Source organism: Pseudoalteromonas sp. NCCP-2140, assembly GCF_023708065.1.
Classification (GTDB): Bacteria; Pseudomonadota; Gammaproteobacteria; order Enterobacterales; family Alteromonadaceae; genus Pseudoalteromonas.
On the sequence record NZ_BRCZ01000002.1, the window covers coordinates 195,676 to 216,020 of the forward strand.

20 protein-coding genes are annotated in these 20,345 nt (G+C 39.9%); 19 read left to right on the top strand and 1 reads right to left on the bottom strand.

The window, feature by feature from the left end:
- Nucleotides 1–5 precede the first annotated feature (5 nt).
- From NFU46_RS04820 to NFU46_RS04880, 13 genes are all read left to right on the top strand, one after another.
- On the top strand, nucleotides 6–1,355 hold the full coding sequence (locus tag NFU46_RS04820; protein ID WP_251600190.1) for an NAD(P)/FAD-dependent oxidoreductase: 1,350 nt from the start codon (nucleotides 6–8) through the stop codon (nucleotides 1,353–1,355).
- Entirely contained in the window at nucleotides 1,342–1,734 is a 393-nt protein-coding gene (locus tag NFU46_RS04825) for a hypothetical protein (RefSeq protein WP_251600193.1), read from the top strand. The genes NFU46_RS04820 and NFU46_RS04825 overlap by 14 nt, the downstream gene beginning before the upstream one ends.
- 10 nt (nucleotides 1,735–1,744) lie before the next feature.
- Nucleotides 1,745–2,935 carry a UDP-N-acetylglucosamine 2-epimerase gene (neuC, locus tag NFU46_RS04830; RefSeq protein WP_251600196.1) on the top strand — a complete coding sequence of 397 codons (1,191 nt, stop codon included), beginning with the start codon at nucleotides 1,745–1,747 and terminating at the stop codon, nucleotides 2,933–2,935.
- Nucleotides 2,932–3,954 (top strand): N-acetylneuraminate synthase, encoded by a 1,023-nt coding sequence (gene neuB / locus NFU46_RS04835; RefSeq protein ID WP_251600199.1) that lies wholly within the window; start codon nucleotides 2,932–2,934, stop codon nucleotides 3,952–3,954. Before neuC ends, neuB begins: the two co-directional genes overlap by 4 nt.
- A complete protein-coding gene (locus NFU46_RS04840) occupies nucleotides 3,951–4,931 on the top strand; it encodes a hypothetical protein (RefSeq protein WP_251600202.1) in 981 nt (326 codons plus the stop codon). Before neuB ends, NFU46_RS04840 begins: the two co-directional genes overlap by 4 nt.
- On the top strand, nucleotides 4,921–5,910 hold the full coding sequence (locus NFU46_RS04845) for a GNAT family N-acetyltransferase (protein ID WP_251600205.1): 990 nt from the start codon (nucleotides 4,921–4,923) through the stop codon (nucleotides 5,908–5,910). Before NFU46_RS04840 ends, NFU46_RS04845 begins: the two co-directional genes overlap by 11 nt.
- Before the next feature lie 3 nt (nucleotides 5,911–5,913).
- A complete protein-coding gene (locus NFU46_RS04850; protein WP_251600208.1) occupies nucleotides 5,914–6,573 on the top strand; it encodes a class I SAM-dependent methyltransferase in 660 nt (219 codons plus the stop codon).
- Between the two features lie 12 nt (nucleotides 6,574–6,585).
- Nucleotides 6,586–7,629: a nucleotidyltransferase family protein gene (locus NFU46_RS04855; protein WP_251600211.1), complete on the top strand. Its 1,044-nt coding sequence runs from the start codon at nucleotides 6,586–6,588 to the stop codon at nucleotides 7,627–7,629.
- Nucleotides 7,630–7,637: 8 nt separating this feature from the next.
- Nucleotides 7,638–8,627, top strand: coding sequence for a Gfo/Idh/MocA family protein (locus NFU46_RS04860; RefSeq protein ID WP_251600214.1), 990 nt, complete (start codon nucleotides 7,638–7,640; stop codon nucleotides 8,625–8,627).
- The gene (locus tag NFU46_RS04865; RefSeq protein WP_251600217.1) at nucleotides 8,620–9,321 is read left to right on the top strand and encodes a cytidylyltransferase domain-containing protein; all 702 of its coding nucleotides are present in this window, start codon (nucleotides 8,620–8,622) and stop codon (nucleotides 9,319–9,321) included. Before NFU46_RS04860 ends, NFU46_RS04865 begins: the two co-directional genes overlap by 8 nt.
- Entirely contained in the window at nucleotides 9,318–10,136 is an 819-nt protein-coding gene (locus NFU46_RS04870) for an SDR family oxidoreductase (protein ID WP_251600220.1), read from the top strand. The genes NFU46_RS04865 and NFU46_RS04870 overlap by 4 nt, the downstream gene beginning before the upstream one ends.
- Nucleotides 10,137–10,178: 42 nt before the next feature.
- Nucleotides 10,179–10,961 carry a flagellin gene (locus NFU46_RS04875; RefSeq protein ID WP_251600222.1) on the top strand — a complete coding sequence of 261 codons (783 nt, stop codon included), beginning with the start codon at nucleotides 10,179–10,181 and terminating at the stop codon, nucleotides 10,959–10,961.
- A 142-nt stretch (nucleotides 10,962–11,103) separates the two neighbouring features.
- Complete coding sequence (locus NFU46_RS04880) at nucleotides 11,104–12,543, top strand: sigma-54 dependent transcriptional regulator (protein WP_055197959.1); 1,440 nt, start codon at nucleotides 11,104–11,106, stop codon at nucleotides 12,541–12,543.
- 470 nt (nucleotides 12,544–13,013) lie between these two features.
- Here NFU46_RS04880 and NFU46_RS04885 read toward each other — a convergent pair whose 3' ends face one another.
- Complete coding sequence (locus NFU46_RS04885) at nucleotides 13,014–13,601, bottom strand: DNA-3-methyladenine glycosylase I (RefSeq protein WP_251600225.1); 588 nt, start codon at nucleotides 13,599–13,601, stop codon at nucleotides 13,014–13,016.
- A 127-nt stretch (nucleotides 13,602–13,728) separates the two neighbouring features.
- Here NFU46_RS04885 and NFU46_RS04890 point away from each other — a divergent pair, with 127 nt between their 5' ends.
- The 6 genes from NFU46_RS04890 (at nucleotide 13,729) to fliH (ending at nucleotide 20,335) form a co-directional block, all read left to right on the top strand.
- Nucleotides 13,729–14,841 carry a PAS domain-containing sensor histidine kinase gene (locus NFU46_RS04890; RefSeq protein ID WP_054562185.1) on the top strand — a complete coding sequence of 371 codons (1,113 nt, stop codon included), beginning with the start codon at nucleotides 13,729–13,731 and terminating at the stop codon, nucleotides 14,839–14,841.
- On the top strand, nucleotides 14,838–16,241 hold the full coding sequence (locus NFU46_RS04895; protein ID WP_251600229.1) for a sigma-54 dependent transcriptional regulator: 1,404 nt from the start codon (nucleotides 14,838–14,840) through the stop codon (nucleotides 16,239–16,241). The genes NFU46_RS04890 and NFU46_RS04895 overlap by 4 nt, the downstream gene beginning before the upstream one ends.
- A gap of 170 nt (nucleotides 16,242–16,411) precedes the next feature.
- Nucleotides 16,412–16,744, top strand: coding sequence for a flagellar hook-basal body complex protein FliE (fliE, locus tag NFU46_RS04900; protein WP_054562183.1), 333 nt, complete (start codon nucleotides 16,412–16,414; stop codon nucleotides 16,742–16,744).
- 20 nt (nucleotides 16,745–16,764) lie between these two features.
- On the top strand, nucleotides 16,765–18,480 hold the full coding sequence (fliF, locus tag NFU46_RS04905) for a flagellar basal-body MS-ring/collar protein FliF (RefSeq protein ID WP_054562182.1): 1,716 nt from the start codon (nucleotides 16,765–16,767) through the stop codon (nucleotides 18,478–18,480).
- Nucleotides 18,473–19,513 (top strand): flagellar motor switch protein FliG, encoded by a 1,041-nt coding sequence (fliG, locus tag NFU46_RS04910; RefSeq protein WP_054553274.1) that lies wholly within the window; start codon nucleotides 18,473–18,475, stop codon nucleotides 19,511–19,513. The genes fliF and fliG overlap by 8 nt, the downstream gene beginning before the upstream one ends.
- A gap of 3 nt (nucleotides 19,514–19,516) precedes the next feature.
- Nucleotides 19,517–20,335 (top strand): flagellar assembly protein FliH, encoded by an 819-nt coding sequence (fliH, locus tag NFU46_RS04915; RefSeq protein WP_130166639.1) that lies wholly within the window; start codon nucleotides 19,517–19,519, stop codon nucleotides 20,333–20,335.
- The last annotated feature ends 10 nt before the right edge of the window (nucleotides 20,336–20,345 follow it).

The window sequence follows — 20,345 nt, forward strand, 5'->3', positions numbered from 1 at the left end:
AGTGTATGAATAATAGTTTTGATGATGTAATCGTCGGTGCTGGCATTGCAGGTATTGTTGCAGGTTTAGTGAAAGCTAAACAGGGGCGAAGAGTTTTATTGGTTGATAGTGCACATGTTGCTGGTGGTCTGATGAAGTCGATGCATACTGAAGAGGGGTATGTGTTTGACTACGGGACTCACCTTCTTAGCGAGCTTGCGATAGAAGAACTTGATGATTTATTGTTTAGTGAAGTTAGAAAAGGTGACTGGCTGCAGTTCGATTATTTAAAATCTGGGCATTACATTAAGGGAGTGCTCGGAGAAAAATCCCCAGTAGTTGATGCAGGTACTATGGATTTAGCCAACTATTATAAGGGGCTTTATGAATTAGTAGAGACTGTTTCTCAACGCTCATCCAGTTACGGAAATCTTATCGAGCAGCTTAACTGCACATTTGGTTCGACCATAACAAATCAGCTCATAGCACCTGCAGTAGAAAAGCTATTTTATGAACCTGCATCTAACTTAGCCCCCGACTCGCACCTACTCTTTGGATTGGCTAGAGTGCAGGGGTTTAGCGCTGAATCAGTTCGAATACTTAAACAATTTGAGCCATTAAATGAGGCTTTAGCGTTTCGATCGCATCATGAGGGAAAAACCGGGCAAACTCGTTTCTATCCAAGCACAGGTGGCATTGGACAATGGGTGAACATTCTCCTTGAAAAACTTAGTGGTTTTGGAGCACAGGTTTTACTTGGTACTCAAATTGAAAGTCTAGGCGTAGAAAATGGCATCGTTAACGAATTAACACTTTCAAATGGTGAACAAGTTCAATGTAACTCTTTGACTTGGACTGTTCCTTTGTTTGGTTTGCTGCGCTTACTCCCAATTGAGCTTGCAAAACCCATTGAGCCACTAAAGTTCTTGGACTCTTATCTTGTACACCTGATTGTTGATAGAGCACCCATTACAGATTTACACTATTACTGTAATTATGATCCCGCTTTTAGTCACTTCAGAACAACTTTGTATTCGAATATGCAGAGTAAAGGAGATGAATTAGGTTATCGTGCAACTGTGGAAGTGTTTCGACCTAATGATTCTGACTCTTCAAAACCAACTGGGGATAGCATATTAAAAGAGCTCATTGATTGCGGTGTTTTCCCTTCTAATAGTAAAGTAGTGTATGAAAAAGCTGAGCTACTTAAAAATAGTTTCCCTATACCGACGATTAACTTTAGAAAAATGCAAAGTGATCAGCTTTATATAGCTAAAAAGTACATCAAAAATATAGAGTTGTTTGGTAAAGCTAGGGGTGACATTTTCTTTATGAACGATGTAATTGTTGATGTATATGAAAATGCAACAAGATAATAAAAAATGTCCTGGTATGAAACGTTCATTTGAACGATGTGAGCGCTTTCTCGCTGATAATAATAAGTCAGCGGCATTCTTTGTCGCTGCACTTGCATTTCGTGATAGGCTTGAAGCAGTTTATGCGGTTTACCTACTCCAATGTGGACATGAACTTTGCCGTTCATTTGGAGTTAAAGCAAAACTTAATGAATTACAGCGATTGAATTTACTCTGCTCGCATGATTTAGAATTATTTTCTCGAGCATTAAGCGCCATAGAAAAAGTTGAAAATGACGTTTTATGGACAGTTACGGATGTTGATTATTCTTCTTTAGATTTAGTGCTGGAAGCTGCGAAAATCGCAGACAGGCTAAGAAAATCAAATCTTGAAGGTTAAAATGAGCCTTATGGAGAACAAACAAATCCAGGCGCTACCCAAAGTTATGCTAGTGACGACTTCACGAGCTGAGTTTGGTCTGTTTTATTGGCTCATAAAAGAGCTAGAATCAAGTGATTCAGTAGAATTTCAACTTGTCGTTACAGGTAATCATCTGGTACCGGAACAAGGTTATACAGTCGATGAAATTGAGTCTGAAGGTTTACCAATCGCAGAAAAAATTGACATCATTATTGCTGGGAGCAGTGCTGCTGCTAAAGCTAAATCATCAGCTTTAGGGATGATGAGCTTTACTGATGTATTTTCTCGTAGGCAGCCAGATTTGGTAATCGTAATGGGTGATAGATATGAGCTATTAGGAATAGTATCTGCTGCGGCATTGATGTCAATTCCTGTAGCGCACTTTTCTGGTGGTGAAATTACAGCAGGTGTTGTTGATGATATTGTTAGGCACGCACTAACAAAGCTTTCGTACCTCCACTTTGTGACTCATGAAAGGCATCGGAAAAGAGTCATTCAACTAGGGGAGAGTCCAGAAAGAGTCTTTAACGTTGGTGAACCGGGGTTAGAGCACCTCTTTAAAACACCATTACTCAATAGAGAAGAATTATCGAAAAGTATAGGTTACTCATTAACTGAAAAGTTTATGCTCTTTACTTTTCATCCTGTTTCTTCAGATTGTTCTTTAAATCCTGCTGAGCAACTTCGAGAAGTTCTAAAAGCACTAACACATCATGATAATTATCAAGTTTTGATGACATATCCTAATACGGATGAGGGAAGTGATTGCTTATTACCTCTACTTAGAGATTTTGAATCAAAAAATGCTAATAGGGTTAAGCTTGTCCCATCGCTTGGCTTTAGGCGATACCTTTCGGCTCTAAAGCATTGTCAGCTTGTTATTGGTAATTCATCCAGTGGACTTGTTGAAGCCCCATGTTATGGAAAAGCTACAGTCAATATAGGTTCAAGACAGGATGGAAGGCTGAGAGGGGTAAACGTTATAGATTGTGATGTATATTATAGAGAAATTGTTGACGCAGTTGCTAAAGCTTTGACTCCACAGCATCAATTAATCGCAAGAAATGGCAGTAACCCATATGGTGATGGTAAAACGGTTGGTAAAGTAATTGAAATAATTAATAAACTTAAGTTCCCATTACCGAAAATTAAAAGTTTTTATGATCTTGAGGATTTATGAATAGTGTCAAAATAATTGCAGAGATAGGTGTAAATCACAATGGTAGCTTGGAGCTAGCTAAACAATTGATTGACCTTGCAGTTGAAGCAAAAGTTGACTTTGTTAAGTTTCAAACTTTTAAATCAGAAGCCGTTATCTGTAAAAATGCAGAAAAAGCTGAATACCAGAAAAATAATACTGGGTGTAGAGATAGTCAGTTAGACATGGTGAAGAAGTTAGAGTTAACTTTTGAACAGCATAGAGAGCTCAAAAAGTATGCCGAATCTAAAGGAAGCCAATACCTAAGTACACCTTTTGATCTGGAAAGCTTGAGGTTTTTACTGGATCTTGGCCTTAAAACAATAAAGATTCCTTCAGGGGAAATCACGAATTATTTTTTATTGACGGAAGCTGCTAAGCATGAAATTAATATTATTTTATCTACTGGGATGTCAACAATGGATGAGATATGTCATGCTGTTAAGATTCTGAAATTTAATAATAAAATAAAAGAAATTACAGTGTTGCATTGTAACACTCAATACCCAACTCCTTATCATGATGTTAATCTAGCAGCAATGAAAACTATGGCAGATAAGCTTGGTTGTAAAGTGGGTTATTCTGACCATACTTTGGGCACGGAAGTGTCAGTAGCAGCTGTCGCTCTTGGGGCTTGTGTTATAGAAAAGCATTTTACATTATCACGCTTGTTACCTGGGCCAGATCATTCTGCATCAATTGAACCGTGCGAGTTAAGGAGTATGGTAAAGGAAATTCGAAATATCGAGAAGGCAATTGGAAAGCCTGAAAAAGTAATTACATCTAGCGAAGTGAATAACATAAACATCGCACGCAAATTCCTTGTAGCGTCTAGGTCCATTATAGCTGGACAAGAGTTTAGCTTAGAAGATTTTAGCGCTAAGCGTACTGGAGTTGGTGGTATATCCCCTATGTTGGTAAAAAATCTAGTGGGTAAGATAGCAAAACATAACTATAAAATTGATGATGTTATCCAACACTCTGAGAACGATTCAAAGTGAAAATATTTGGGGGAGAAATAGGCATTCCTGAGCAGCATACAGAGATTTTCGCTTCAGGACGGAGTTCTTTGAGGCGTATTTTGAGCTGTTTTGAACAAGGTAGAAAAATTTTACTACCAGATTTTTTGTGCCCTATCGTTTTTGATGAGTGCAATCGGTTTGCTGCTTCAATTGAGTTTTATTCAATCTTACCTGAATATAAAGTCGATTGGCAAAACTTGCCCTTGGAGAATTTCGATATTTTGTATGTGGTGCACTATTTTGGGTTCGTTACAGAACTTCCCAGTGATTTACCAGAAGACTTAGTTATTATTCATGACTGTGTTTTTTTACCTTGGATTGATCCTGTATTTTCTTCATTACCAAACCACCAGATAGGATTTACTAGCTTTCGCAAAATTCTCCCAATTGTAGAAGGGAGCTTATTAGTTTCGACAAGAGCTTTACCGGCTTTTGATAGTGATACGCGATTCTCAGTAAATGAGTTTAGTAAACCCAAGTTTGAGGGAGCAAAGCATAAGGCACATTATCAAGCTTCAAAACAAAAAAATTCTGAGAGTGAGGAGCTATATTTAAGTCTACTAGCAGAAGGTGAGAGTCTGATTAATGGGGGAAGAGAAATTGAGACTGTTTCAAAAAGTTATGTTGCAAATATCTCCAATTGTATGGGCTTAAGTCTAAAAGGTTTAAATGATAGGCAGCATAGATTTACAAAGGTTCAAACTATTCTAGAGCAAACTAAACAAAGCTCCATTTTTCCTAGCTTTTATCCTGTGAAAATTCTTAATGCAGCGTCAGTCCGCATGAAATTAGCCTCTCAACGTATATATCTACCGCACTTTTGGCCATTAAATGATAGTTATTTAGGGGTTGGGATGAAACAATTTAATGATTTATTGTTTATTCCTCTCGCGCCGGAGCATGATATTGGCTTGTTTAATCAATTATTAGAGGTCGTCTCAGAGCATGTTTGTTAATTTTTATGTCGCTAAAAAGTGGTTTGAGGGGCTTTCAGGTGAATATAGGTATCCAACTATTGATCCTGAATATATCCAGCTAGAAACACTATTTAATCCCAAACGAGAAGCAATTTATTATTTAGTTGAAAGCGGAGGTAAGTTTTACTACGTCGCTGGATACTTGACTTACAGTGATAATGGAATTATTGATTTTGAGACCCCTAGAGGATATGGGGGGGTAGTAACAAACATTAAAGAGATGACTGAGCTTGAAAAGTTGCAAAGTAAGTGTGGGTTAAGCTTTAAAGAGCGAGGAGTGTTATGTGGTTTTATTAGAAATATTCCTATCTTAAACAACCATACAAAAACGTCACTCAGGAGTTGGCGCGATAGGTCTACACTTCTTATTGACCTTGAGAACCCTGATTTATTGCAAAGCTATAAAGTTAGAGCCAGAACCGCAGTAAAGAAAGCGCAAAAGTCAGGTGTTGTTATTCATGAAGCTAACAGCACAGCGCAATGGCAAGAATTTGCTTCTCTTTATGCAAATCGTATGGCAGAGCTAAATGCTAGCAGCGAATACTGCTATGACATAGATTATTTCTTGGAATTAGAAAAGCTTAGCAGTGCATCTTTAATATTAGCGTACCTTGACGGTAAACTGATAAGCGGCTGCGTAATACTCAAGTGTGGAAATTATTCAGAATATTATTTATCTGCATCCAGTAAATGTGGAATGAAATATGCTTCAACTCAGGCGTGTTTGCACTATTCGGCACAAATGAGCCGGGAGAATGGAGCTAAATTCATGCATTTAGGTGGCGGGTTAAGTGATAACGAAAATGATTCTCTCTATTTTTTTAAATCTGGGTTTACAGATAAGCATTTGGACTTTTTTGTGAGTAGTTGGATATTTGATGGTGAAAGCTATCGAGTTCTAAAAGAGAAGTATGAAGCGCAAGTAAAAACTGTTAACAGGGTAATTTTTTACAGGTGATATATGGCTTGGAATAATGTTTGGGAGCAAGTGTTTTCTTCTCAAGAGTGGGGTAAATATCCAGGAGAAGATGTTATACGTTTTGTAGCGCGCAATTTTTATAATTTAAAAGATAGGCGAAGTGTTAAAATACTTGAAATTGGCAGCGGACCTGGTGCCAATTTATGGTTTTTGGCCCGAGAAGGGTTTTACGTATATGCAATAGAAGGCTCTGAAACTGCTGTAAAGCAATCTAAAAATCGTCTCAACAATGAGGTTCCTGGGTGGGCCGGAGAGATAACAGTTGGTGATTTCTCATCCCTACCGTATGAATCTGATTTTTTTGATGCAGTAATTGATATTGAAGCTGTAACACACAACCCATTTATCGAGTCTAAGCAAATATACAAAGAAGTGCACCGAGTACTTAAAGCCGGCGGAAAGTTATATTCTCGTACATTTGCTAAGGGAACGATAGGTGATGGTTCTGGTGAATTAATTAGTAAAGATTGTTATTTACCCGAGGAAGGTCCGATGGCAGGGAAAGGGCCAACTCGATTTACCCATGAAGATGATATAAAAGTGTTATTAAGTCCTTTTTCTAATGTGAGTTATGGTGCAATAAGTCGCGAAGAGGAGGGAGTATTAATCACTAAAGAATGGTGTATTACAGCAATAAAGTAAGGGGTATCAATTATGAATGATGGTTGGACCAAGTCTATTTTACCACTTCCAGCAACAATGCAAGATGCTATAAAAACATTAAATGAATCGTCTATTAAGTTAGTTTGCTTGACGAATGCTCATGGAGAGTTGAAGGGAGTAATTACTGATGGTGATATCCGTCGTGCAATTGTTTCCGGTAAAGGGTTAAGTACACCAGTTATTGAGTTTATGTGCGAAACACCTATCACAATAAGTCCACAAGACAGCAGAATGTCTAGGAAAAAGGCATTCGAACACCACAAGTTACTATATATTCCAATAATCAGTTCACAAAATAAGGTGATCGATATTGAAATTTCTCAGTCAATTACCACTTTAACACAAAGCAATACAGTGTTTTTGATGGCAGGGGGTTATGGTACTAGATTACGGCCGCTAACAGAAGAATGTCCTAAGCCGCTGCTCAAAGTTGGCTCAAAACCTATTTTGGAAACGATAATCGAAAGTTTTGTGAATTATGGTTTCCAAGAATTTAAAGTATCGGTCCACTACTTAGCTGACCAGATAAAAGATTATTTTCAGGATGGTCTTAAGTTTGGCGTGGATATTGGTTACGTTGAGGAATCTAAACCATTAGGTACTGCAGGTGCATTAAGTTTGTTGCCAACACAAACGGATCCATTAATTCTAATGAATGGTGATTTGTTGACTAAAGTTGATTTCAAAGAACTGCTAACTTATCACCTAAATGAACAAGCTCAAATCACTATGTGTGTTCGAGAATATGAATATCAAGTGCCTTATGGTGTTATTAACGTAGAAAATAATCAGGTAAAAGAGATAATTGAAAAGCCTATTGAGAAGTACTTCGTAAACGCGGGGATATATGTGCTCTCTCCAGAGGTTGTCAATTCGTTAGAAAAAGGATCTTATAAGGATATGCCAGATCTTATTAATGAATACTTAGAAAAGGGAGAAAAGGTAGCACTATTCCCTATACATGAATACTGGCTTGATATTGGTCGAATGGCTGATTTTGAGCGAGCTCAAATTGATTTTTTACATAACTTCTAGGGATTATTTTGAAAGTTTTAGTCTCTGGATATGGTGGTATAGCAAAACGTCATATCAAAAATTTAATGTCTCTAGTTAATGTTGAACTCATGGTAGTAGTTCGTCAAAGTGAAATGGATTTGGAACAAGAATACGGCGTCCCTATTTTTGTTTATCAAAGCTTTGAACAGGCATTGGAAGAACACATATTTGACCTGGCACTAATTTGTTCGCCAGCTTCAGAGCACTTTAAACAAGCCTGTATGCTTTTTCAGCTAGGTGTTCCTTGTTTTATTGAAAAACCTGTGTGTTTAAATTCAAAAGAAGCAAAAGAGCTATTGAAGTCATATAAATTGAACCCCGTTCCAGCATTGATTGGCTATGATTTGAGATACACTGAAGGTTATCTAAAGGTTAGCAAAATTTTGTCTGAATTGCGGCTAGGAACTATTTGGCGCTTATCAGTAGATGTGGGGCAATACTTACCTGATTGGCGACCCAATAAACCGTACCAAACTTGCGTATCTGCACAAAAAAAATTAGGCGGTGGTGTCTTAAGAGAGCTTAGTCATGAACTAGATTATTTAGTAGGTTTATTTGGATTAAAGCTAGATGATTTGAGCGTTCTTAAACGTAATCATTCTAATCTTGAGATGGATTGTGAGAATGAAGTAATAATTTTGAGTTTGGCATCAATCGAAAGCCAATTCCCTAAGGTTAGCTTAAACCTCAAAATGGATATGCTTTCCAGAAAACCTTTTCGTGTTTTGAAAGTAAGTGGAACTGAGGGGGAGTTAGTATGGGATTTGATAGCCCAGCAGATCATTGTTTTTCAGGCAGGAGTTGAGGAGACAATATCTACTTTTGATTCCACTGATCAGCCATATTTGCGTATGCTAAAAGATTTTATTGACAGAGTTGTTAACTCAAAATGTGATTCAGGTACCTTAAAACAAGGTATAAGAGTTATGGAATTGATTGAACAGGTTGAAAAAGAGGGAATACAGATCGGTGGCTAGAATCTTTGCAATAACATTTGCTAGAGAGGGATCAAAAGGCATAAAGGGAAAAAATATCAAGCACATGAATGGTAAACCATTACTTGCATATAGTATTGACTTGGCAAAAAAGATACCAACAGTACACGATATTTTTGTTTCTACAGATGGTACGGAAATTGCTGAAATTGCACGTGAATATGGTGCTGAAGTTATAATCAGGCCTGCTGAATTAGCAAGTGATTGTGCTAACGAATGGGATGCATGGCAACATGCCATTAAATATTTGAAGGCAAACTTTGGCATGCATGATGATGATCTATTGTTAAGTTTACCATGTACGTCTCCTCTAAGAAGTTTACCAGATATTAATAAATTAATAGAAGAGTTCAAAGATTCTTCTAGTGATCTTGCGTTGTGCATCACAGAATCTGCAAGAAACCCTTATTTTAACATGGTAAATGCTGATAATAGTGGAATTGTTAACTTGGTTTGTGATGCAGGAAAGTTTCACCGCAGGCAAGATGTACCGAAAGTCTATGATATTACAACCGTGGGTTATTTGACGACAGCTAGGTTTATATCATCAGCAAATGGAGTCCTTTCAGGTAAAACGCTGGGTGTCGTTGTTCCTCGAGCGAGCAGTATTGACATAGATGAACAATTGGACTTTGATTTTGCAGAATTATTGCTAAAAAAGCAGGAACAAATATGAGAGCTATTTCACAGTTGTTAGATTTGCATAAAACTTGGACACTAATTACTGGTGGTGCGGGGCATGTAGGTAGAGCTTCGGCAGAAACTATTTTGGAGTTAGGTGGAAATGTTATTTTAGCAGATCGCGATATAACTTCCTTAAATGAATTAGTTGAACATGAGTTTAACAAAACTTTTGCTACAGGTCGCTTATTTATATTACAAGTTGATCTAGCTGACCAAAATCAAATCCGTCATATGATGGATGAGGTGTCGAAAATCACTGGTGGTATACTTAATGGTTTAATAAATAATGCAGCCTTCGTTGGTACCGATAGATTGGATGGTTGGTGTGTACCTTTTGAGGAACAATCTATCACTACATTTAATGATTGTTTAGGCGTTAATTTATCTGCTCCATTTTTGTTAAGTCAACAAGCTTATGAGTTGATGAAGAATCAAACTCATGGCCCAAAGAGTATTATAAATATTTCCTCTATCTATGGGGTGGTAGGACCGAAAATGGAACTTTACGAAGGTACAGAAATGGGGAATCCTGCAGCATATGCTGCAAGTAAAGCTGGTTTAATGCAATTGACGCGCTGGATGTCAGCGAATGTAGCACCTGCAGTTAGAGTTAACAATATTGTTTTAGGTGGTATTGAAAGAGGTCAGCCTGAGAGCTTTTTAGAGAAATACAATGCTAATGTTCCAATGGGAAGGATGGCAAAAGAAGAAGATATTAAAGGTGCTATTGCATATCTAAGCTCTGAGCTTTCAAATTATATGACAGGGCAAAGTTTATTTTTAGATGGTGGTTGGACTGCTGTATAAATAGTCTATACTTCAAAATGACTATAATTTTTGGAGTTAGACATGAAAATTGATAACTCAAATTCCTACCTTAACCAAATTCAGCAAACGAGTAATAAGCTTGCTGAGCAACTAGCATCAGGTAAAAAAGTAAATTCAGCAGCAGATGATGCCGCTGCATTGCAAATTATCGATAGACTAACATCGCAACAAGATGGCTACAGTCAAGCAATTAACAATGCGTACGATGGTATTTCTTACTCGCAAGTAACAGAGTCAAATCTATCTGGCGTGAATGATGCTGTTTCTCGCATTCGAGAGCTATCTATTCAAGCGGGTAATGGTGCGCTCACAGATAATGACAGAGCAGCATTACAAGAAGAAGTGTCGCAATTGCAAACGCAAATTTCAGAAACATTCGAAAATGCGACATTCGGTGGTAAACCTTTATTTGATGGTGAGCAAGTGTCGTTTCAAGTTGGTCCTGATGCCAACACCACTCAATCAGTTACGCCATCTGATGGTAGTATTGCTTCAGTTATTGCAGGAATCGATATTTCAACCCAAGCAGGGGCGCAAGCTGCCATTGATATTAGCGACCAAGCAGCTGAGGAAATTAACACGCAAAGAGCTGAGCTAGGCGCTTTTCAAAACACCTTGGCGAGTACGATAAAAGGTTTAGGCAACCAGCGAGAGAACATTGCTGCGAGCCAAAGCCGAATAGAAGATACTGACTATGCAAAAGCTGTGTCTGATCAAGTAGCTAATGATATTTTATCGCAAGCATCGATTGCCTTACGTGGTCAGGCAAATCGTTCAGCCGAATCTATATTAGGTTTACTTTAATTCTTTAGTATTAAATTTTAGTGCTAAGTGACTATTTTTTGGCGTTGATGTCAATAAATTGCCGCTTAGCGCTTGCATCCCTCCTAAACTCGCTTACAATTTAGAAATTAACTAACCTCGTGGTAACTGTGGTTCGCAAATAATGATCTTAATTTTAGACAATAATAATAATCGTGCGATAGGTTTACATGCAGCACTTACCTTCATTGGTGAAACTGCACAATTAGTTGATGAGACTTCATTACAGTCTTTTTGTGAAAAACATCAACAGCAAGAATGCATGGTCATTCTTGGTGCTTTACAGCAGCTAAATCACGAGGCTGTGATCAAACAGTTTCCTGCCATTCCGTTTTTATTAATTGGTGAAACACTCAAACCGCTGCTAAGCATTGCTAATGTAGTTGGTTTAATTTGTGAGCCGTTTAACCATGACGTAACTACTCAGCTATTGCATGATTGTCAGCAATATCAGCGCATGCTACCGGGTGACCATAAACAAGCTAAATCTAACAAATCATTTGATGGTTTAGTAGGTGAAACCGAAGCTGTAAAAGATGTGCGCTTTTTAATTGAGCAAGTAGCAAAAACCGATGCCAATGTGCTGATCTTAGGTGAGTCAGGCACAGGTAAAGAAGTTGTTGCACGTAACGTTCATTTACTTTCTAAACGCAATACCGGGCCATTTGTGCCAGTAAACTGTGGTGCTATTCCTGGTGAACTACTTGAAAGTGAGCTATTTGGCCATGAAAAGGGGGCCTTTACGGGCGCTATTTCTGCACGCAAAGGGCGCTTTGAATTAGCGCAAGGCGGCACGCTGTTTCTAGATGAAATAGGTGATATGCCTTTGCAAATGCAGGTTAAACTACTGCGTGTGTTGCAAGAGCGTAGCTATGAGCGAGTAGGGGGTACTAAGCCTATTCAAGCTGATGTACGCATTATTGCAGCGACTCACCGCAACCTTGAAGAAATGATTGAAAAGGGCGACTTCCGAGAAGACCTTTTTTATCGTTTAAACGTGTTTCCAATTGAAAATCCTTCGCTTAGTGAGCGTGCTGACGACATTCCTCTGCTTTTAAAAGAGTTAATGCGTCGTGTGAACGAGCAAAGTGGCACAACTGCCAAATTCACTGAGCGTGCGATTCAAAGCTTAAAAGAACATGCGTGGCCGGGGAATATTCGTGAGCTTGCTAACTTAGTTGAGCGCATGGTGATCATGTTTCCAGATAAAGTGGTTGATGTGCCAGACCTTCCAGCTAAATATCGTTATATTGAAGTTGAGGCTTACGAGCCTGAGTACCCAGAAGAGTTGATGGAGCGAGATGCTTTCAACGATATTTTCAGTACTGGCTTTAGTGATTATGATGATGAAGAACCTGATGTACCAGCAACAACGGTTGACTCAGGTTTACTACCAGATGAAGGCATTGAGCTCAAAGAGTATCTTGCTGAGCTAGAAATCAGCTTAATCAGCCAAGCATTAGAGCGCTATGATTACGTTGTTGCACGTGCAGCAGAAATTTTAGGTGTTAGGCGCACCACACTGGTCGAAAAAATGAAGAAATACAACCTAACGCGCGACTAAGAGCAGGTTTTAGTCGGCAGGTAGTAGGTTTTAGGCAAAAATTAACTAAGTACTATGGTTATTAAACCTATAGAGTGGGCTTTGTCATTATTTATAGGCGCTAAGCTTGTAGGCACGCTCACTGTCTTTTATTCGGGGTGTGCTGTGGTAATAAATCACTAAAAGCTTTTTACACAAAGAGAAAACAATGAGGAACAAATGAGAAACCAAGCCCTTTCTTTTAATATTTCAAGCGCAATATTCCTTTAACCTATTTGTGAATCAGGCTCTTAATACATTTACCATCAAGGTAATCGAGGTGCTGCGCGCTACATCTAGTAGCCTAGAGCCTAAAATTTAACACCTTTATTTTTACCTCATAAGCGCAGCGTCTCTTAGCCTCTTTGTGAATAAGTTACTTAATTAGCTTTTTACCACCGGTCGTTGCGTGATGCACCGAGAAGATAAAAGCCAAGCTTAGCCCTTATCACCTAATAACTATCAATAATCTCAGCTTTTCTAAAGCAATCATTGCTATGGTCATTTACCATGCCACAGGCCTGCATGTGGGCATACACCGTAGTAGGGCCTAAAAACTTAAAACCGCGCTTTTTTAAATCTTTGGCGAATGCTGTAGAGGCTTCAGTAATAGCCGGGTAATCCTCTAATTTATCAAGATCGTTTACCAATGGTTTGCCACCAACAAACTGCCATTGGTAATTTGAGAAACTGCCAAACTCTTTTTGAATCTCAATAAACCGTTGCGCGTTATTGATAGTGGCGGCGATTTTAGCGCGATTACGAATAATACCTTCAAACTGCATTAACCTTTCGACGTCGTCTTCGGTCATTTTGGCAACCTCTTCGACAACAAAGTTTTTGAAGGCACTGCGATAGCCATCACGCTTTTTAAGTATGGTATACCAGCTCAGTCCCGCTTGTGCTGACTCTAAGGTTATAAACTCAAATAAGCGGTGATCATCATACAATGGCACCCCCCATTCTTGGTCGTGATAGGCCACATAATCTTCTTTGCTGGTATCGAGCCATGGGCAACGGCAATGGTGTTTTTTTTGCATTATTCCCTCGCGTTTGTCATTTTTTTGTCAGTGTTATTTGGTCTTTAATTTATTGAAATAAAACAAAAATAAATTTGGTACGGATTGTGCATTTAGCTAGGTAGACACGATTTTTTGAGTATCGATTATGGCCTTAGCAAATGTCCTAAAACCACAATTTATCACAGCCAAACAATATAACCCATGCTTACAACAAGAAGAGTATGTTGGTGAATTGAGTGAGCTGCGCCAACAAGCCAGTTGGTTAGGTCATTTGGTTGATACCATGCCTGCGGGTGTGGTGGTTTTAGATGGCCGAGGCATGATCGCAAAAGCCAATCAAATTGCCATTGATATGCTAGGTGAGCCCCTTGAAGGTGAAAAGTGGTTTAGCGTAATTCAACGCTCATTTCGACCACAGCAAGACGATGGACATGAAGTATCACTTAAGGATGGCCGTTTAATTAAGCTTGATATTACTGCGCTTGCTCCAGAGCCAGGACAGTTAATTTTAATGACAGATTTAACTGAAACCAGACGATTACAAAAGCGAGTTGCACATATGCAGCGCTTAAGTGCGCTTGGCAAAATGGTTGCTTCGCTTGCTCATCAGGTCAGAACACCGTTATCAGCGGCCATGCTGTATGCCGCAAATTTAGGTTCAAAGCGATTGCCAGAAAGCTCGCGTGGCAACTTTCATACGAAGCTAATGTCGCGTTTAAAAGATTTAGAAACCCAAGTGAACGATATGCTGTTATTTGCCAAAAGTGGTGAGCAACAAGTGGTCGAAAGCGTTTCAATGCAACAGTTACTTAATGAAGTAAAAGCCGGTGCTGATGCTATGGTTGCACAAAATAACAGTGAACTTAGCGTGAACTTACCAGAACCTGATATTGAAATTATGGGTAATAAAACGGCTCTGGCGAGTGCTATTCAAAACCTGATCCACAATAGTATTCAAATTATTGGCTCTGAGGCTGTGGTAACCCTGAGTGCCGAACGTGACGAAACTAGCGAAAACTGTGTTCGTATCAGTGTCAGTGATAATGGCCCAGGTGTTGATTTACGTCATGCCAACAAATTATTCGAACCTTTTTACACTACCAAAAGCCAAGGCACGGGGCTTGGACTTGCTGTTGTAAGTTCAGTCGCCAATGCGCACCAAGGACGGGTTGAAGTGACTAATAATGCTCATGGGGGAGCATGTTTTAGTTTGATCTTGCCAATTAGTGCAGAACCAATGTCAGCGGAGGCAAAATGAATACTAACTCTATTTTAGTCGTTGAAGACGACGCAGGCTTACGAGAAGCACTGATTGATACCCTTGAAATGTCGGGTATTGATTGCGTTGCTGCAGATAGCGCTGAACAAGCGATGATCTTGCTTAAGCAAAATAGCTATTCATTGGTTGTTAGTGATGTGCAAATGGGCGCTATGAGCGGCCTTGACCTACTACGTAGCATTAAACTTAATTATCCTGAGCTGCCGGTATTAATGATGACGGCCTATGCCACTATTGATGATGCTGTAGAAGCAATGCGTTTAGGCGCGATTGATTACATGGCAAAGCCGTTTGCTCCAGAAGTTCTTCTTAACATGGTGAGTCGTTATTTGCCTGAAAAGGAAAAAGAAACCGATGGCCCAATCGTTGCCGATCCATCAAGTATTAAGCTATTGGAGCTTGCGAGCAAAGTTGCCCGTTCAGATGCCAGTGTCATGGTACTCGGCCCAAGTGGCTCGGGTAAAGAAGTGTTGGCTCGTTTTATCCACGATAAATCAAATCGTAGCGATGCCCCCTTTGTGGCTATTAACTGCGCTGCTATTCCTGAAAACATGCTTGAAGCAACCTTATTCGGTTACGAAAAAGGGGCGTTTACCGGCGCGATTCAAGCCTGTCCGGGTAAATTTGAGCAAGCTCAAGGTGGTACCATCTTACTTGATGAAATTACTGAGATGGATTTAGGCTTACAAGCTAAATTACTGCGTGTACTTCAAGAGCGCGAAGTAGAGCGCTTAGGCGGTCGTAAAACCATAGAGCTTGATGTTCGCGTTCTAGCTACAAGTAACCGAGATTTGAAAGAAGCGGTGAGCGAAAATCTATTTAGAGAAGATTTATATTATCGCTTAAATGTATTCCCGTTAATGTGGAAACCATTAGCCGAGCGTCCTGGCGACATTATTGTATTGGCTGAGCATTTAATAGAGCGTCATTGCCTGAAAAGTAAAGAGCCTATAGCTCAATTAAGTGAGGGTGCGAAACAAAAGCTGCTATCGCATGCTTGGCCAGGTAATGTACGAGAGCTTGATAACGTTATGCAACGGGCGTTGATATTATGCGATGGGAATAGTATTCATCAAGATGATATCTTTATTGAAGAGTTGCTTACGGTTGATATCAAGCCAGTCGCTACGCCGCCACACAACGCACCGGTATATCAAGAACAGCCTGTTGAAGTTATTTTAGATACCGTGCCACAAGTGAGTGAGCAAGGTAATTACAAAGACGAGCTGAAAGACAAAGAGCATCGTATTATTTTAGAAACCTTAGCGCGCTGTAATGGTAAGCGCAAAGAGGTTGCAGAAACCTTAGGTATTAGTCCGCGCACGTTACGTTATAAACTGGCGCAAATGCGAGACTTGGGTATAGCCTTACCTGCATAAACTCCTTCCAAAAAGTTACTCAAACAAGCTCACATTTTTGTGAGCTTGTTTGCTGTCAAAACTCTGACATGCAAAATTAATGATTCAAACTATTGAATTTGTTGGTTTTATTTTGTGGCACGGTTTGTGCTTTATCAGTGCATAAGTAAACTGCATTGTCAGAGAGTATTATGAAAGTTCAAAACAGCGCATTATTTCAAGAAATGCAAGCTATGGCTTCAGAAGTAGGCCGTAGTAACTCAATTAATAATTTACCAACACAAACTCAGCCAACATCGTCGGCACAGTTTGGTGATTTACTTACCAATGCACTTGATACAGTGAATGGCTTACAACAAGACGCTAAGCAAAAAGTAACAGCAATGGAAATGGGCGACCGCAGTGTTTCTTTAGCAGACGTAATGATTGCTTCGCAAAAATCATCAGTCGCTTTTGAAGCTACGGTGCAAGTTCGAAATAAACTTGTTGAAGCTTATAAAGAAATCATGAACATGCCTGTGTAACTAGGTAGTGGAGAATTATTGTGGCGCAATCTAATCAATCAACTGATCTAGCCTTAGCAGGCGGCGGTATCGACTCAACCGATACTGATGATCAACAAGAGCAAAAGTCAGGCTACCTAAGTGCCTTAAACGGTGTAGATGTTTTACGCCAGGTTACTTTAGTGATCGCTTTGGCAATCTGTTTGGCTATCGCAATTTTTATTATTATTTGGGCTCGTCAACCAGATATGCGTCCGCTTGGCAAAATGCCAACGGAAGAGCTTATTCAAACGCTGGACTTTTTAGACGCTCAAAAGATTGATTACGAACTTGATGGTAACGTCATCTCTGTTGAAGAAGGTGAATACCAAAACATTAAATTATTGATGGCTCGTGAAGGCCTAGAGCAAGCGCCAAGCTCAGGTACTGACATCATCATGCAAGACATGGGGTTTGGTGTTAGCCAGCGCCTTGAACGTGAACGTTTAAAACATGGTCGTGAGCAACAGCTTGCACGTACCATCGAAGAGCTAAAAAATGTTACTCGCGCCAAAGTACTTTTAGCTATTCCAAAAGAAAACGTATTTGCCCGTCGTGAAAAACAACCTTCAGCGACGGTAGTGCTTACCTTAAAACGCGGTCGTACACTTGACGGTGAAGAAGTTGACTCAGTAGTTGATATTGTTGCCTCAGCAGTCCAAGGGTTATCGCCAGAGCGTGTTACTGTTACCGATCAAAATGGTCGCTTACTTAATTCAGGTTCACAAAACTCACTTGCTGCTCGCTCTCGTAAAGAGTATGAGATTGAACGTAAGCGTGAAGAAGAGTACTTAAATAAAATCGATAGCATCCTTATTCCAGTTGTAGGATTAGGTAACTATACCGCGCAAGTCGATTTAAACATGGACTTTAGTGCAGTCGAAGAAACACAAAAACGTTATAACCCAGACTTACCTGCTGTGCGCAGTGAAACCACGTTCGAAGAAAACAACATCGGTGGTCTTGCAGTGGGCATTCCTGGTGCGCTAACGAATCAGCCGCCAGTTAACTCTAATATTCCAGAAATTGCAGGCCAAGGTGGAGCAGGCTCAGCAACGAACCCAAGTCGTTCGCATAAAGAAGCAACACGTAACTATGAGCTTGATACAACAATTTCGCATAAGCGTCAGCAAACCGGTGTTATTCGTCGTATCAGTGTTTCAGTTGCCGTTGATTATGTACCGCAGGTGGGTGAAAATGGTGAAACAACCATGGTTCCTCGCTCTGTAGAAGCATTGTCAAATATTCGTCGTTTATTACAAGGCGGTGTTGGTTTTGATATGCAGCGTGGTGATGCGCTTGAGGTTGTTACAGTGCCATTTGTTCGTGAAGATGCTGGTGAAGCGATTGAAGTTCCACTTTGGGAGCAAGATTGGTTCATGAAGATGCTACGCTTAGCATTAGGTGCACTGGTTATCATCGTACTGATTGTCTTTGTAGTAAGACCTATGCTGAAACGTCTAATTTACCCAGACGATACACTAGAAGAATACGATGAAGATGCATTAAGTGCAGGTGTAGATATTGGTGATAGCACGCTAGATATGCTAAATAAAGACTTTGACTCTGCTGCTGTAGGATTCTCAAGTGATGGTACACTACAGCTGCCAGACTTACATGGCGATGAAGATTTACTCAAAGCAGTTCGTGCATTGGTTGCAAATGAACCAGAACTGTCTTCTCAAGTAGTGAAAGCGTGGTTAACAGAAGATGACTGATCAAGAACAAAAACAACTACCACCGGCGTTTGATGTTGATAAATTAGACGGTGTTGATAAGGCGGCAATCTTATTGCTGAGCTTATCAGAAGAAGATGCTGCGCAAATCCTTAAGCACTTAGAGCCAAAGCAAGTGCAAAAAGTGGGTATGGCAATGGCTGCGCTAGATGATTTATCGCAAGCGAAAATTAGCGCAGTCCATAATTTGTTTATTGAGCAAATTCAAAGCTTCAGTACCATTGGCTTCCAGTCTGAAGACTTTATCAAAAAAGCCCTTACAGCAGCGCTTGGTGAAGACAAGGCAGCCAGCCTTATTGACCAAATTGTTATGGGCTCAGGGGCGAAAGGTCTTGATTCATTGAAGTGGATGGACTCAAAGCAAGTGGCGAATATTATTCGCAACGAGCATCCGCAAATTCAAACCATTGTTTTATCGTATTTAGAGCCAGAGCAATCAGCGGAAATCTTGTCGCAATTCCCAGAAAAAGTGCGCTTAGATTTAACCATGCGTATTGCTAACCTTGAAGAAGTTCAACCAGCAGCATTGCAAGAGTTGAATGAAATTATGGAGAAACAGTTCGCAGGTCAAGCTGGTGCGCAAGCTGCGAAAATGGGTGGCTTGAAAGCGGCTGCTGATATCATGAACTACCTAGATACCAATGTTGAAGGTCAGTTAATGGATTCAATCCGTGAACACGATGAAGAGATGTCACAGCAAATCCAAGACCTTATGTTTGTCTTTGAGAACTTAATGGATGTTGAAGACCGTGGTATTCAAGCGATTCTACGTGAAGTACAGCAAGATGTATTAATGAAAGCTATTAAAGGTACTGACGAAGCATTAAAAGAGAAGATTTTGGGCAATATGTCAAAACGTGCTGCTGAATTACTCGCTGATGATCTTGAGGCAATGGGCCCTGTTCGTATTAGTGAAGTAGAAGCGGCACAGAAAGAGATTCTTTCTACGGCACGTCGTTTAGCTGACTCAGGTGAAATTATGCTTGGTGGCGGTGGTGGTGAGGAGTTCCTGTAAGCCATGAGTAAGTCTTCATTTCATACAGGACGCCCAGTACATGCCAGTGAAGCTGCTGATGAATTATTGGAAAACTGGCCAATTCCTGAAGTGACGCAAGATACAACAAAACTCGCTGGACGCTCAACGGCGTATGGCACGCCTTTAGCTGACTTATATCGTAAAGAGCAGCAAAAGCAGCAGGCCGAAGAGCAGCCAGAAGAGCCTGAAATTCCGTCGCTAACAATGGCTGAGCTTGAAAAGATCCGTCAAGATGCCTACGAAGAAGGACTAAAGCAAGGCCATGAGCAAGGCTATATAGATGGTTTTGAAAAAGGCGCACATGAGGGAAAAGAAGCTGGCTTTAAAGAAGGTGTTGAGCTTGGTAAGGAGCAAGGCCAAGAAGAAATAAAGCCAATTTTAGAAGAGCAGCTGACCAACTTAAGAAGCTTACTTGATAGCCTTTCTCAACCATTATCTAAAGTCGATGAAAGTGCCGAAAAGCAGTTAGTGCAGTTAGCTGTGATGTTAACTGAAGTTTTAGTTTACCAAGAAATTAAAACCTCACCTGAAGTCATTTTACATGCTTTGAAGCAAGCTATTGATGCGTTAGGTGAAGAGCAAGCTAAAGTACGTATTCACTTACATCCTGATGATATTACTTTAATTACCGAAAGTTATGGCGAACAAGCTATCGCAGATAACCATTGGCAGTTAGTTGCAGAACCGACTTTAGAACGTGGTGGCTGCGAAATTAAAACCCCGCAATCATCCCTCGACATGACAATAAAAACCCGCGTCAAAGAAACGTTGGAAAACTTTTTGCATAGCAGTGGTATCTAATACTTTTTAG

What these genes read in the sequence shown, in the direction of transcription:
- NFU46_RS04820 (WP_251600190.1), top strand. Translation starts at nt 6, where the DNA reads ATGAATAATAGTTTTGATGATGTAATCGTCGGTGCTGGCATTGCAGGT.
- NFU46_RS04825 (WP_251600193.1), top strand. Translation starts at nt 1,342, where the DNA reads ATGCAACAAGATAATAAAAAATGTCCTGGTATGAAACGTTCATTTGAA.
- neuC (WP_251600196.1), top strand. Translation starts at nt 1,745, where the DNA reads ATGGAGAACAAACAAATCCAGGCGCTACCCAAAGTTATGCTAGTGACG.
- neuB (WP_251600199.1), top strand. Translation starts at nt 2,932, where the DNA reads ATGAATAGTGTCAAAATAATTGCAGAGATAGGTGTAAATCACAATGGT.
- NFU46_RS04845 (WP_251600205.1), top strand. Translation starts at nt 4,921, where the DNA reads ATGTTTGTTAATTTTTATGTCGCTAAAAAGTGGTTTGAGGGGCTTTCA.
- NFU46_RS04850 (WP_251600208.1), top strand. Translation starts at nt 5,914, where the DNA reads ATGGCTTGGAATAATGTTTGGGAGCAAGTGTTTTCTTCTCAAGAGTGG.
- NFU46_RS04855 (WP_251600211.1), top strand. Translation starts at nt 6,586, where the DNA reads ATGAATGATGGTTGGACCAAGTCTATTTTACCACTTCCAGCAACAATG.
- NFU46_RS04870 (WP_251600220.1), top strand. Translation starts at nt 9,318, where the DNA reads ATGAGAGCTATTTCACAGTTGTTAGATTTGCATAAAACTTGGACACTA.
- NFU46_RS04875 (WP_251600222.1), top strand. Translation starts at nt 10,179, where the DNA reads ATGAAAATTGATAACTCAAATTCCTACCTTAACCAAATTCAGCAAACG.
- NFU46_RS04880 (WP_055197959.1), top strand. Translation starts at nt 11,104, where the DNA reads ATGATCTTAATTTTAGACAATAATAATAATCGTGCGATAGGTTTACAT.
- NFU46_RS04885 (WP_251600225.1), bottom strand. Translation starts at nt 13,601, where the DNA reads ATGCAAAAAAAACACCATTGCCGTTGCCCATGGCTCGATACCAGCAAA.
- NFU46_RS04890 (WP_054562185.1), top strand. Translation starts at nt 13,729, where the DNA reads ATGGCCTTAGCAAATGTCCTAAAACCACAATTTATCACAGCCAAACAA.
- NFU46_RS04895 (WP_251600229.1), top strand. Translation starts at nt 14,838, where the DNA reads ATGAATACTAACTCTATTTTAGTCGTTGAAGACGACGCAGGCTTACGA.
- fliE (WP_054562183.1), top strand. Translation starts at nt 16,412, where the DNA reads ATGAAAGTTCAAAACAGCGCATTATTTCAAGAAATGCAAGCTATGGCT.
- fliG (WP_054553274.1), top strand. Translation starts at nt 18,473, where the DNA reads ATGACTGATCAAGAACAAAAACAACTACCACCGGCGTTTGATGTTGAT.
- fliH (WP_130166639.1), top strand. Translation starts at nt 19,517, where the DNA reads ATGAGTAAGTCTTCATTTCATACAGGACGCCCAGTACATGCCAGTGAA.